Annotated in this window: 11 protein-coding genes; 9 read left to right on the top strand and 2 right to left on the bottom strand. The window is 63.5% G+C overall.

Annotation, left to right across the window (positions count from 1 at the left end):
* Positions 1 to 172 precede the first annotated feature (172 nt).
* The 9 genes from L0C21_RS07330 (at position 173) to flaF (ending at position 9,748) form a co-directional block, all read left to right on the top strand.
* Positions 173 to 1,843 carry an alkaline phosphatase D family protein gene (locus L0C21_RS07330; RefSeq protein WP_259277736.1) on the top strand — a complete coding sequence of 557 codons (1,671 nt, stop codon included), beginning with the start codon at positions 173 to 175 and terminating at the stop codon, positions 1,841 to 1,843.
* A gap of 343 nt (positions 1,844 to 2,186) precedes the next feature.
* Positions 2,187 to 3,098 (top strand): flagellin, encoded by a 912-nt coding sequence (locus L0C21_RS07335; protein WP_259277737.1) that lies wholly within the window; start codon positions 2,187 to 2,189, stop codon positions 3,096 to 3,098.
* Positions 3,099 to 3,230: 132 nt separating this feature from the next.
* Positions 3,231 to 3,656 (top strand): flagellar protein FlaG, encoded by a 426-nt coding sequence (locus L0C21_RS07340; protein ID WP_259277738.1) that lies wholly within the window; start codon positions 3,231 to 3,233, stop codon positions 3,654 to 3,656.
* A 375-nt stretch (positions 3,657 to 4,031) separates the two neighbouring features.
* On the top strand, positions 4,032 to 5,000 hold the full coding sequence (locus L0C21_RS07345; RefSeq protein ID WP_259277739.1) for a flagellin: 969 nt from the start codon (positions 4,032 to 4,034) through the stop codon (positions 4,998 to 5,000).
* Between the two features lie 201 nt (positions 5,001 to 5,201).
* The gene (locus L0C21_RS07350) at positions 5,202 to 6,134 is read left to right on the top strand and encodes a flagellin (RefSeq protein WP_259277740.1); all 933 of its coding nucleotides are present in this window, start codon (positions 5,202 to 5,204) and stop codon (positions 6,132 to 6,134) included.
* A 487-nt stretch (positions 6,135 to 6,621) separates the two neighbouring features.
* Positions 6,622 to 7,506: a flagellin gene (locus L0C21_RS07355; RefSeq protein WP_259277741.1), complete on the top strand. Its 885-nt coding sequence runs from the start codon at positions 6,622 to 6,624 to the stop codon at positions 7,504 to 7,506.
* Positions 7,507 to 7,813: 307 nt separating this feature from the next.
* On the top strand, positions 7,814 to 8,689 hold the full coding sequence (locus tag L0C21_RS07360) for a flagellin (protein ID WP_259277742.1): 876 nt from the start codon (positions 7,814 to 7,816) through the stop codon (positions 8,687 to 8,689).
* A gap of 266 nt (positions 8,690 to 8,955) precedes the next feature.
* A complete protein-coding gene (gene flbT, locus L0C21_RS07365; protein WP_259277743.1) occupies positions 8,956 to 9,375 on the top strand; it encodes a flagellar biosynthesis repressor FlbT in 420 nt (139 codons plus the stop codon).
* Positions 9,353 to 9,748 (top strand): flagellar biosynthesis regulator FlaF, encoded by a 396-nt coding sequence (gene flaF, locus L0C21_RS07370; protein WP_259277744.1) that lies wholly within the window; start codon positions 9,353 to 9,355, stop codon positions 9,746 to 9,748. Before flbT ends, flaF begins: the two co-directional genes overlap by 23 nt.
* A gap of 252 nt (positions 9,749 to 10,000) precedes the next feature.
* Here the strand turns inward: flaF and glpD are convergent, their stop codons facing one another.
* On the bottom strand, positions 10,001 to 11,497 hold the full coding sequence (gene glpD / locus L0C21_RS07375; RefSeq protein ID WP_259277745.1) for a glycerol-3-phosphate dehydrogenase: 1,497 nt from the start codon (positions 11,495 to 11,497) through the stop codon (positions 10,001 to 10,003).
* A gap of 139 nt (positions 11,498 to 11,636) precedes the next feature.
* Positions 11,637 to 13,169 carry an FAD-dependent oxidoreductase gene (locus L0C21_RS07380; protein WP_259277746.1) on the bottom strand — a complete coding sequence of 511 codons (1,533 nt, stop codon included), beginning with the start codon at positions 13,167 to 13,169 and terminating at the stop codon, positions 11,637 to 11,639.
* Positions 13,170 to 13,245: the final 76 nt, after the last annotated feature.

A 13,245-nucleotide genomic window follows, 5' to 3' on the forward strand; every position in this document is an offset into this window, starting at 1 on the left:
GCAAAGCCGTCGTTTCATTGAGAACATGGGAAGTTGCGCTCCATTCCGCCCCAGGGGGCAGGGGTGGGCGCTCGCCGTCCGGCTCGGCCTGCCCGAGGCCTGTCATGGCGCTGTCACCGAAATGATCCAAGACGGCGCAGGCCATTGTGGCGGAAGCGGGAGTACAGGCGGGATGTTTGACAGGCGTTCACTTCTGAAGGCGGGTCTGGTTGGCGGCGTCGGGCTGCCGGTTGCGGCGGGCACCGCCGGGGCTGCGGGCACGCAAGGGCGCTTTACCCATGGCGTTGCCAGTGGCGACCCGCTGGCGCGCCAGGTGATCCTATGGACGCGCTATGTGCCGGCGGCCGAGGAAATTGCCACCCTGGGCTGGGAGGTGGCAACGGACGAAGGCTTCAAGACCATCGTGCGGAGCGGCACGGTCAAGGTGCGGCCCGACCGCGACTTCACCGCCAAGGTGGATGTGGACGGCCTGGCGCCGGGCAAGCGCTATGCCTACCGGTTTCGCGATGCGGCCGGGCTTATCTCCCCGGTGGGGGAAACGCTCACCATGCCGGAGGGGAGGAGCGAGCGGCTGCGCCTCGGCGTCTTTTCCTGCGCCAACCTGCCGTTCGGCTATTTCAACGCCTATGGCCACTGCGCCGCGCGGGATGACATCGACCTCGTGGTGCACCTGGGCGACTATATCTACGAGACGCCGCGGGGCGTCTATCCGTCTGCCCAGGAGGCCGTGGGTGGTCGCGTCATCGAGCCTGGCAACGAAACCGTGACGCTGGCCGACTACCGGGCGCGCTATGCTTCCTACCGGGCGGACCTGGACGTAGCGGAACTGCACCGGCGCAAGCCGATGATCGCGGTGTGGGATGACCATGAGTTCACCAACAACGCCTGGCGCGACGGGGCGGACAATCACCAGCCGGAAACGGAAGGCGCCTGGCCGGAGCGCTGGCGCGCCGCCTATCGCGCCTTTTGCGAATGGATGCCCATTCGCGAGCAGGCGGAAGGGGTGATTTACCGGCGCTTCGACTGGGGCAATCTGGCCTCGCTCATCATGCTCGACACCCGCTTCATTGGTCGTGACAAGCAGCTGGACTATCGCCCGGTGCTGCAAGGCGTCGATATTTCCGACAAGACGGCGTTGGCTGAAGCCTTGCGTCGCTTCGAGCAGGAACAGCTGCGCGACCCGAAGCGCACTTTGATGGGCGAGGCGCAGGAGAACTGGCTGCGCCAGCAGCTCGCCCAGTCCAAGGCGCGAGGGGTGACGTGGCAGGTTTTGGGGCAGCAAATTCAAACCGGCTGGTTCCGCATGCCACCGGAGCTGCCGGATTATACGCGCAAGGATTTGCCGGACTCCGCCCTGGGGTGGATCCGCACCGGCAGCCTTGTGGGCGGCCATGGCCTGCCGGCCAATCTGGACGCGTGGGCTGGCTACCCGGCGGCGCGGGATCGGCTGGTGGCGGATATGCTGGCGCATGCCAACAATGCCGTCATCCTTGCAGGCGACACGCACAGCGCCTGGGCCTTCGAACTGGCGGGCGGGCCGAACGGCCGCCCCGCTGCGGTCGAGCTTGGGTGCACGTCGGTCACGTCGCCGGGCATGGAGCGCTATTTCGATGGCGACGAGGCTGTGCGGCCTGTTCTGGTAAGCGCCAATCCGGAGTTGAAATGGTGCAGCATCGGTCCGCGCGGTTATCTGAGCGTGGCGTTCACGCCCGATGAGACCCAGGCCGAATGGCTGATGATGAAAACCATCCGGGAGCGGACGACCGAACTGGCGGGCAAGGTCGAGGCGCGATTGGCGGCAACGGCCGGGGCAGGGACGGAGCACCTGAAATTCGCGAGCTAGCGAATTGAGCATCCCATGCCGGCCCAACCTTGGGGCGTCTTCCCTCACACAGGGCAGGCGCCCTTAAGTTTTACAGGGCGCGCGCCAACGCGCTGGTGGGTAAAAATTGCCGGATGGGCAAGAAATGCCCGGCACAAATGGCCGCGTTTCTTTGAAATGAGCGGGACGATGGACGGAGCCAGTGGCCCGAGGCGATGAAATCCCAAGGGATTGCGCGCTGTTCGGTGGTTGATGAGGCATTTACCAATCTGTTGGCGCGAAAGTTGCACGGCTGGAACTGCGGGTAGAAACCTGCGTGGGCAAAAGGCCCAAAAGCTGAACCTTTAGAAGAAAGGGGACCCAAATGGGTTTTTCGATCAATACCAATGCCGGGGCAATGCTTGCCCTGCAGACGCTGAGCGCCACCAACCGCGGGCTTGAGGTCACGCAGAACCGGATCAGCACCGGTTACAAGGTTGCCTCGACCAAGGACGACAGCGGCACCTACGCCATCGCCCAGGGCCTGCGCGCCGACCTCGGCGGCCTAAACGCTGTCAAGTCGTCGCTGGATCGCGCCCAGAGCACGCTCGACGTGGCGGTTTCGGCGGCGGAGTCGATCTCCGACGTTCTCAACACCATGAAGGAAAAGGCCACGGCCGCTTCCGACACGGGTATGGACGCGGACAGCCGCAAGGCGCTCCAGGATGACTTCAACAAGCTGTCCGAGCAGTTGGCTTCGTACATCAATAGCGCAGAGTTCAACGGCTCCAATCTTCTGAGGAACTCGGAATCGGATCTGAGCGCGCTGATTAACGCCAACGATCTTGACCAGACGATCAGCGTTACCAACCTGGGCCTCAACAAGGCGGAGAGCGCCGCAGGCGCTGGTGACGGCGGTGCCCTGTCCGCGTTCGTGGGGGACACCACGACGGCCGGCACGGCTGCGGCCGCGATTTCGGTGACGACCTGGGAAGCGACCGATGGCACCGGTGCGACTGCGGCTCAGGACTCCGCTGACGCGGTGAACACCGCCATCGACAGCATGAAGACCGTGCTCTCCAAGCTGGGTTCGGCCTCGCGCCAGATCTCGGCTCAGCAGGAGTTCACCTCCAAGCTGTCGGACACCATTGAGTCCGGTATCGGCAATCTGGTGGATGCAGACCTCGCCAAGGAAAGCGCTCGCCTCACCGCCCTGCAGACGCAGCAGCAGCTGGGTCTCCAGGCGCTGTCGATCGCCAACCAGGCGCCGCAGTCGGTTCTCAGCCTGTTCCGCTAATACAGGCAAGGCCGTGGAGGCGGGGAGGCGTAAGGCCTCTCCGCCCCGGTCCTCGGCCGGAAGGTCGGGCCCCTATAAAGATAATGGCTGTAAGGCTGGAAAGGGGCTAGGCAAAACACAAGGGTGGAAACAATGGACAGGATCACGCTGGCAGGGCACGGCGCTCCTGCGGCGATCCGGAATGGAGACAGCGTCGCGGGCGTTTCCAGGTCCTCGGCCGTATTGCCCGGTGATGCCGGAGAAAGGGCTGCGGCACGGCAACATGACGGCGAGGGTGCCGGGGCAGCGCGTCGGAGCGATGCCGGGCTCAGTCCGGAGGAAATACAGCGCAGGGCTGTCGAGGTGGTTCGCTCGGCCATCAACGAGGCTGGCGAAGCGATCGAGCAAAATGCGCGACTGGTGATCCGCAAGGATGAGGATACGGGACGTTTTATTTATGAGTTCCGAGATCCCAACACGGATGAGCTGGTTCGCCAGTTTCCGGCGGAAGAGGTTTTGCGCGCGCTGGTAAGTTTCCGGCAGGCCATGACGGGCAAGGTTCTCGACAGTCAGGCTTAGCCGATGCCGGCCCGCTTGGGCGTCTGTTTGCCCAGATGATTTTTGACCAAGTAACTGAGAAGTCCTCAACGGCGCGATAACCTCGCGCCGTTTTTTTATGGCCAACCTCGGTGCGGCCGCATCCAGCATGGGCAAGAATTGCCGGATGGGCAAGAAATGCCCGGCACAAATGGCCGCATTTCCCTGAAATGAGCGGGAGGATGGGCGGAGCCAGCGGCCCGAGGTGGTGAAATTCCAAGGGATTGCGCGCTGTTCAGTGGTTGACGGGTCATTTACCAATCTGTTGGCGCGAAAGTTGCACGGCTGGAACTGCGGGTAGAAACCTGCGTGGGCAAAAGGCCCAAAAGCTGAACCTTTAGAAGAAAGGGGACCCAAATGGGTTTTTCGATCAATACCAATGCCGGGGCGATGCTTGCCCTGCAGACGCTGAGCGCCACCAACCGCGGGCTTGAGGTCACGCAGAACCGGATCAGCACCGGTTACAAGGTTGCCTCGACCAAGGACGACAGCGGCACCTACGCCATCGCCCAGGGCCTGCGCGCCGACCTCGGCGGCCTGAACGCCGTCAAGTCGTCGCTGGATCGCGCCCAGAGCACGCTCGACGTGGCGGTTTCGGCCGCGGAGTCGATCTCCGACGTTCTCAACACCATGAAGGAAAAGGCCACGGCCGCTTCCGACACGGGTATGGACGCGGACAGCCGCAAGGCGCTTCAGGACGACTTCAACAAGCTGTCCGAGCAGATCGCTTCGTACATCAATAGCGCCGAGTTCAACGGCTCCAACATTCTGAAGTCGGGCGGCGCCAACCTGTCCGCGCTGCTGAATGCCGATGACGCCACCCAGACCATCAAGGTTGTGAACGTTCGTCTGAATGCTGCAGCTGCGGGCGCGGATGATGCGGCCACGCCTGATATCGACGAAACGCAAGCCGGCGCGCTGACGGATTTCCTGAACACGACGGCGACCGCCACCGACACGGTTACGGCCAAGACTGTCAACTGGACCGATGACACTGACTTGGACGGTACGGTTGATCCGACCACCGAAGCAGGGACGGGCGTTACCCGCGCCAAGGCTTCGGCCGATTCGGTGAACACCGCCATCGACAACATGAAGACCGTGCTCTCCAAGCTGGGTTCGGCCTCGCGCCAGATCACGGCCCAGCAGGACTTCACTTCCAAGCTGTCGGACACCATCGAGGCCGGTATCGGCAACCTGGTGGACGCAGACCTCGCCAAGGAAAGCGCTCGCCTCACCGCCCTGCAGACGCAGCAGCAGCTGGGTCTCCAGGCGCTGTCGATCGCCAACCAGGCGCCGCAGTCGGTTCTCAGCCTGTTCCGCTAATACAGGCAAGGCCATGGAGGCGGGGAGGCATAAAGCCTTTCCGTCCCGGCCCATGGCCGAAAGTCCGTCGAGGAAGCCGGCGAAGTGGCGCACCACACGCGGCGGGTCGTCTCCTCCACGAACTCGAAGATCTGCTGCAGGTAGAAACCTGCATGGGCAAAAGGCCCAAAAGCTGAACCTTTAGAAGAAAGGGGACCCCAAATGGGTTTTTCGATCAATACCAATGCCGGGGCAATGCTTGCCCTGCAGACGCTGAGCGCCACCAACCGCGGGCTTGAGGTCACGCAGAACCGGATCAGCACCGGTTACAAGGTTGCCTCGACCAAGGACGACAGTGGCACCTACGCCATCGCCCAGGGCCTGCGCGCCGACCTCGGCGGCCTGAACGCCGTCAAGTCGTCGCTGGATCGCGCCCAGAGCACGCTCGACGTGGCGATCTCGGCCGCGGAGTCGATCTCCGACGTTCTCAACACCATGAAGGAAAAGGCCACGGCCGCTTCCGACACGGGTATGGACGCGGACAGCCGCAAGGCGCTTCAGGACGACTTCAACAAGCTGTCCGAGCAGATCTCCTCCTACCTGAACAGCGCGGAGTTCAACGGCTCCAACATTCTGAAGTCGGGCGGTTCTGACCTGTCCGCGCTGCTGAATGCCGATGACACCACCCAGACCATCAGCGTCGCCAATCTCGATCTGAACAACGAGACCACGGGCGCGCTGAAGTCCTTTGTCGGCGTCGATGACACCGATACGACCAAGGCAACCGCCGTGAGCGTGACCTGGGACGGCCTTGACGATGCTGACGGCACCACGCCTCTTGTGGATGGCAGCAGCAACCCTATCGGTGGCGCCGGTGAAGCCGGGCTGTCGGCCGATGCGGTGAACACCGCCATCGACAACATGAAGACCGTGCTCTCCACGCTGGGTTCGGCCTCGCGCCAGATCACGGCCCAGCAGGAGTTCACCGCCAAGCTGTCGGACACCATCGAGGCCGGCATCGGCAACCTGGTGGACGCAGACCTCGCCAAGGAAAGCGCTCGCCTCACCGCCCTGCAGACGCAGCAGCAGCTGGGTCTTCAGGCGCTGTCGATCGCCAACCAGGCGCCGCAGTCGGTTCTCAGCCTGTTCCGCTAATACAGGCAAGGCCATGGAGGCGGGGAGGCGTAAGGCCTCTCCGCCCCGGCTGCCCTTTTTCCCGGTCCATGTCCGGGCCCTGTCGAGAAAATCCCGCCGTCGAGAAATCCGGAGAAGGGTTGCGCCGCGTTTGACGGCAGGCGCAGCAACCAGCGGACGCGCCAGGGTCGATCCTGGCCGAAGGGGGTTTCATCCCAAGATCTCCGGCGTGGCTCCGGCGGGCCGTGACAGGAAAGCTTCTCGACCGGCAAGTTTAGCCTACCTCGGCCCCGAAGGGGCAAATTTGCCGGGTCGTTTCTGACCTTTAACTGAGAAGAACTGAGCGGCGCGATAACCTCGCGCCGCATTTTTTCGTGCTGTTTCAATGGCCTGTGCCGGATCGCACCGGCCGCATGTGCTCTGGCATGGGCCTTGCTCAGATATGTGCGGGCAAAACGCCCAACCTGGCCGAATGCCGGGCATAACCTTTCCAGAATGGAGAGCACATATGTTGAACTTCTCAGTGAACACCAACGTCGGGGCATTTCTCGCTTTGCAGAACCTCTCGCAGACCAACCAGGACCTCGGGGTCACTCAGAACCGGATCAATACCGGTTTGAAGGTTGCGTCCACGAAGGACGACAGCGCGACCTATGCCATTGCACAAAGCCTGCGGGCGGACATCGGCGGCCTGAATGCCGTCAAGTCGTCGCTCGATCGTGCCCAGAGCACGCTCGACGTGGCGGTTTCGGCGGCGGAGTCGATCTCTGACGTCCTTGTTACCATGAAGGAAAAGGCGACCGCCGCTTCCGACACGGGCATGGACGAAGACAGCCGCGTGGCTCTTCAGGACGACTTCAACAAGTTGATCGAGCAGATCAAGAGCTACATCAACTCTGCTGAGTTCAACGGCTCCAACATCCTGACTGGCGGCGCGACCGGCGACAAGATCGAGGCCCTGCTGGACACCGATGCAACTGAAAAGCTGACGGTGGCCAACCTCGATCTCAATGGCGCCACCGGAGCGCTCTCCAAGTTCGTGCTTGCATCGGACGCGGACGGCATGCTCCAGGTCGACTGGTCGGACCAGGCGGGCAACGTTGGCGTCGATGACGCCAAGCAGTCTGCCACGGATGTGGGTGATGCCATCGACGCCATGAAGGCGAAGCTGAGCGAACTGGGTTCCGCTTCCCGGCAGCTCACCGCGCAGCAGACCTTCGTGTCGAAGCTGAGCGACACCATCGAGACCGGTATCGGCAACCTGGTGGATGCTGATCTGGCCAAGGAAAGCGCTCAGCTTCAGGCCCTGCAAACCAAGCAGCAGCTTGGCCTGCAGGCTCTGTCGATCGCCAACCAGGCGCCGCAGTCGATCATGTCTCTGTTCCAGCGCTAAGCGCAACGAACGTTGGCGAGAAGTCATAACGGGCGGGGTGGCAACACCTCGCCCGTTCGCTTGTCCGGCGACCGCCAAGCCCGGCAGCGAGGGCCATCAGGCCAGGACAAATTTGCCGTCCCCCTCGCGGCGGGGTCAAAATCTTCGGGGCATAAACTGCCGGTTGCTCTTCAGGCGGTTCCGAAGATTTGAAAAAATTTCAACAGTAACAGTAAGTTATGGATATTTTGCTCTGTTGGCACGGGGCTTGCATTTTCTCTTGTCGAGAATGGCCTGGCAGAAGCGCCAGGCGCAAGGAGAGTAAAACATGACCCTGTCGATCAACACGAACGCAGCCGCGCTGAATGCTCTGCAGAGCCTGAACCGCACCACGACCCAGCTGGAGGACACTCAGCTGCGGATCAATACCGGTCTGGAAGTGAACAGCGCCAAGGACAATGCGGCGATCTTCGCCATTGCCCAGAATCTTCGTGCGGACCGGCAGGGGCTGGAAGCGGTCAAGAGCTCGCTCGATCGCGCCACCTCCGTGCTCGACATTTCCATGGCGGCGGCGGAGTCGATCCAGGAACTCCTCATCGAGATGAAGGAGAAGGTGACGCAGGCCGCCGACGCCGGTCTGCCGGACGACAGCCGCGAGGCGCTGCAGGAAGACTTCGAGCGCCTGCGCGATCAGATCGTCACCATTGCCAAGAACGCCACCTTCAACGGCACCAACATGATCGACGGCCCGGCCAACCCGCCGACCAAGCCGGCGGAGCTGGTGGCGCTGGTCAGCGTCGATGCCACGCTCAAGATCCAGGTGCCCCGGCAGAATTTGCAGCTGGCACCGGCCACGACGACCCCGGCGGCCGGTGATGCGATCCAGCTGGCGCAGGACACCACCTTCACCGACGCCACCGAGGCCGAGGCGCTCATTTCCGCCATCGACGCGTCGATCAAGAACGTGAGCGAGTCCCTGACGGTGATGGGCGCGGGCTCCAACTCCATGGACCGCCAGCGCACCTTCATCGACAAGCTGGGCGACACGGTTGAAACCGGCATCGGCAACATGGTGGACGCCGACATGGCCCGTGAATCCGCGATGCTCCAGGCGCTGCAGGTGAAGCAGCAGCTGGGCACGCAGGCGCTCTCCATCGCCAACCAGCAGCCGCAGGCCATTCTCAGCCTGTTCGGCAACGGCTAAAGGCGAGTGGAGCCTTTCCCGATCGTGGAGAAGGCGTCCTTCCGCAGTGCTGCGAAGGGATGGCTTGCATCCGCGCAATATGAATATCCACCCACCCTTGTGGATGACCTTGGCCGGCCTTCGGGCCGGCCTTTCTTTCCCTTTGCCGGACAGATAGGCTCGGGGCGGAAAAGGCAGGGGAAGGGCGGGGCAGGGCAAACCGTTAACCAATCGTTTGCCAACGGTCCTTACGATCCGCCCGTGGTGCACAGGAGAACAGCAGAACCATGGCGCTCAAGATTTCGCTGAAGCCGGGCGAGAAATTCGTTGTTAACGGCGCTGTTCTGACCAACGGCGACAGGCGCTCCACCTTTGTGATCCAGAACAAGGTCTCGATCCTCAGGGAGCGGGACATCATGACGGAAGAGCAGGCCAATACGCCGGCCAAGCGCATCTACTTCGTCGTCATGCTGTCCTACCTCGATAGCGAGCGCGCCAAGAGCTACTACCAGACGTTCGTGGAGCGCATGAGCGACTTCATGGGCGCGATCCAGAACCAGGAGATCAAGCTGATCTGCGTGCAGATCTCCATGGATATGATGCGGGGCGAGTATTACCGGGCGCTCACGGGCTGCCGGAAGATCGTCGAGTACGAGACCAAGGTATTAGGGGTGTTCCAGGACGATGTCGCTGCAAGCCTACCGTAGGATCCAGCAGGTCGCTGAATCGCCGCGGCAGACGGAATACCGTCTGTTCGCCCAGGTGACCGGCGCGCTCATCAAGGCGCAGGAAACCAAGGCAACCGGCGGGGCCTTGATGGAGGCGCTCGACTGGAATCGCCGCCTGTGGTCCACGCTTTCAACCGATTGCGGATCGCCTGAAAACAAATTGCCCAAGGAATTGCGGGCCCAGATCATCAGCCTCGGCCTGTGGGTGAACCGTTATACCTCCGAGGTGATGCGGAACAAGGCCGACATCGATGCCCTGATCGACGTGAACAAGGCGATCATGGAAGGGCTGGCGATGCAGGCGCAAATCGCGGCGCAGGCAAATCCCCAGCCCATTTCGGCGCAGGTCTAGAGCCACTTGAAGTGGGCCGCGAGCGGCGATCCGTTTTGGATAATAAACAAGTAAATTTTATCCAATCAGGCAAATCGCCGCTAATGGGGTTTAAACGCCCTCTGAGGGGTTTTTACCTATCTCAGCTAGGGTGGTAGCGGGCAGGTCTGGAATCGCGCTGTAAGGTGCCTCTACGGGGCTTTACGGGCCATGCCAGACCATGGTCTCGCCCCGTTTGCGTGCCGGCCATGCCGACTCTTCCTCTTCGGGAGATCAGCGCGCGTTTGCCGCGATCCAATCCGCCACGGCGGCGCGTTCCTCCTCGCTCAGCGCCAGAAACAGCTTGGTGCGCCGGTAGAGGAAATCCTCCGCGCGGCGCACGTCTTCCGCCTCGATGGCGTGCATCAGCTCCGCCGCGAAGATGCCCGGCGCAATCTTGACGCGGGCGGCCGCGTCGCTGTCCCACCGCTGAAAAATGGCCTTGGCTTCCGAGCCGTAGGTGCCGGTCCAGCGCCGCCGCACCGCGCCCGGAACCGATGTGGGCCCTTCCTCCCACAAGCGCTCCAGCGCCGCCGATTGCAACGCCCCGCCGGTCAGCGGCGCGCTGGCGGTCCAGCTGGGGCCGAGGTCGGAGAAGACCGGGCGCAGCCGCTTCATCACCTCCTCGGCCAGCGGGCGGTGGCTGGTCAGCTTGCCGCCCAGAATGTTGAGGAAAATGCCGGGGCCGTGCTTGATGACCTCAAGCCGGTATTCGCGGCTGACGGCGCTGGGACTGTTGGAGCCATCATCCACCAGCGAGCGCACGCCCGACCAGGACCAGACGATATCCTCTGTCCCGAGGCTGCGGGTGAAGAAGCGGTTATAGACCCGAAGGAGGTAATCCCGCTCCTCCGGCGTGCATTCGGGCGAGCCGGGGTCGCCCCGGTGATCCACGTCCGTCGTGCCGATGACGCGATACTTCCCATCCAGCCATGGCAGGACGAACACCACCCGGCGGTCCTCGTTCTGGAGGGTAAAAGCGTCGGGCGATGCGCCTTCGGGCATCCGCACCACGATGTGGCTGCCGCGCACCAGGCGGAGGCGCGGGGTGGCGTTCTCCTGGCCCGGCAAAAGGCGCAAAACCGGGTCGGCCCACGGCCCCGCCGCGTTCACCACGGCGCGGGCGAAGATGACGAAATCCATGCCGTCTTCATTGAGGCAGGTGACGCGGTAGCCCTCCGCCACCGGATTGATGGCCACCACCTTGCAGTAGTTGCGAACGGTTGCGCCGCGCGCCCGCGCATCCAGCAGGGTGGAAAGGGTGAGGCGGGCGTCGTCCACCTGGCAATCGCTGTAATGGAGGATGGCGCGCAGGTCGTCGGTCTTGAGGCCGGTCGCGCTAAAGCCCGCCGGGTCGATCTCGCCGGAGTGCGGCATGAGGCTGCTGCTCGCCAGCCGGTCATAAAGCCACAGGCCAAGGCGCACCATCCAGCTGGGGCGGCGCTGACGGCGGGTGACCGGCACGAGAAAACGGAGAGGTGTGACGAGATGCGGGGCGATCCGCAGCATCACATCGCGCTCCCGCAGGGATTCCCGCACAAGGCGGAATTCGCGCTGCTCCAGGTAACGCAGGCCGCCATGGATCAGCTTGCTGGAAGCAGAGGACGTGGCCGAGCCGTAGTCCCCCTGTTCGGCGAGAAAGACGCTGAGGCCCCGGCCGACCGCATCGCGCGCAACGCCTGCGCCATTGATGCCGCCGCCCACGATGAACAGATCAACTGATTCAATCATAGCCAGCGTCTGTACCATGCCCTCCGCGGAAGGTCACGGCAAAGGCTTGGCAGGGCAGGCACGCGTGATTGCGTGCAAAATTGCATTGTTTAGCAAAGGCTTGCCTGAGGAGGGCAGCCGTGGGGCGGCAGTGCTTATTCTATTCCTCGTAGTCAGCCTTGGGGAGAGATGTCAGGGCCGGGCCGTTCAGCACGGACCCGTCGACGGCGAAGTGGGAGCCGTGGCAGGGGCAGTCCCAGCAGCGCTCGAACGGGTTCCAGTGCACCACGCAGCCGGCATGGGTGCAGGTGGCCGAGCGCACGTGAAGGGTGCCGCTTTCGTCGCGGAAGATCGCCAGCTTCTTGAGGCCGTCGCGCAGGATCGCGCCCTGGCCGGGGGGAATGTCGTTGGTTGAGGCCACCTCGCCGCCGGTCAGGTGTTCGGCCCAGTGGGAGGCGGCGTCGATGTTCTCCTTCAGGAACTCGCCGGCCGCGGTGAGCGAGATGCGCTGGGGATCGGTCACCTCGCACCACGGATTTTCGTGCCCCACGATCAGGTCGCGCAGGATGAGGCTGCCCGCCACGCCATTGGTCATGCCCTGGCCGGAATCCCCGGTGTGGATGTAGATGCGCTGATTGCCATGGTTGCGGCCGGTGAAGGGCAGGTAGTCCACCGGCTCCATCACCTGGCCGGACCAGCGGTAATCCACGCTCTGCAATTGGGGATAATGGCGACGGGCCCAGGCTTCGAGATCGACAAAGCGGTCGCCCATATCGTGGGCTTCCCCGGTCTTGTGGTCCTTGCCGCCGATGATGAGCATGTCCGCGCCGTTGCCGACCGGCTGCAGCCGCACGTAGTGGTAGGCTTCCTGCGTGTCCCACACCAGGGCATCGGGCACGGAGCCGGCTTCCACCGGGCCGGCGATCACATAGGTGCGGTAGGGCGCCTGCTTGGTGTGAACGGCCACCCGGTCGTTGACCGGCGAGTTGGTGGCCACCACCGCCGCCTCGGCGTGTATCTGGTGGCCGTGGCCAGCGGTGAGCACGACGCCGGTCTCCGTTTCCTGAAACGCGGTGACGGGCGTGTTGGCGTAGATGCGGCCGCCATCGCGCAGAATGGCGTGGGCCAGCCCGGCCATGTATTTGCGCGGGTGGAAACGGCCCTGATTGGGGAATTGAAGGGCGCGCCCCGTGTCGATGCCGGGGACGGGCGCGCGATCGACCCAGGAAACCCCGGTGAAGCCGATCTGCTCGCACGCCTCGATTTCCTGCTCCAGCAGCGTTTCATCATCGCCAGGGGAAAGGAAGAAGTAGCCGTTCAGGCGGGCGAAGTCGCACGCAATGCCTTCGTGGTGGGCGATATGTTCGATCCGGTCGATGGCGGCGGCCTGGCTGGCGTAGGTGCGCCGGGCGGTCTCCAGGCCGCGCCGGGCGATCAGCCGATGGTAGAAGTCATCGAGCGCCGAGGCGAGGTGGGCGGTCGTGCGCGAGCTCATGCCGCCGCCGATGGGCCCCCGGTCTATGACGACGACCGTGCGGCCGACGCGCATCAGTTCATAGGCGGTGGACAGGCCGGCAATTCCTGCCCCGACGATGGCCACGTCAGCCCGTTCGTCGGACCTGAGCAGGGGCGCATCCAGAACGGGGCCGGAGTTCATCCAAAGCGAGACGCTGCGTTCCATCGTCACGTTCATGGGACGCTCCCTTGCGCTGTCCGTGCTTCAGGCTGAACCATCGGCCGCGCAATGAGTTCCCCGGTGACGCCTGGCG

The organism is Pedomonas mirosovicensis (assembly GCF_022569295.1).
Classification (GTDB): Bacteria; Pseudomonadota; Alphaproteobacteria; order Sphingomonadales; family Sphingomonadaceae; genus Pedomonas; species Pedomonas mirosovicensis.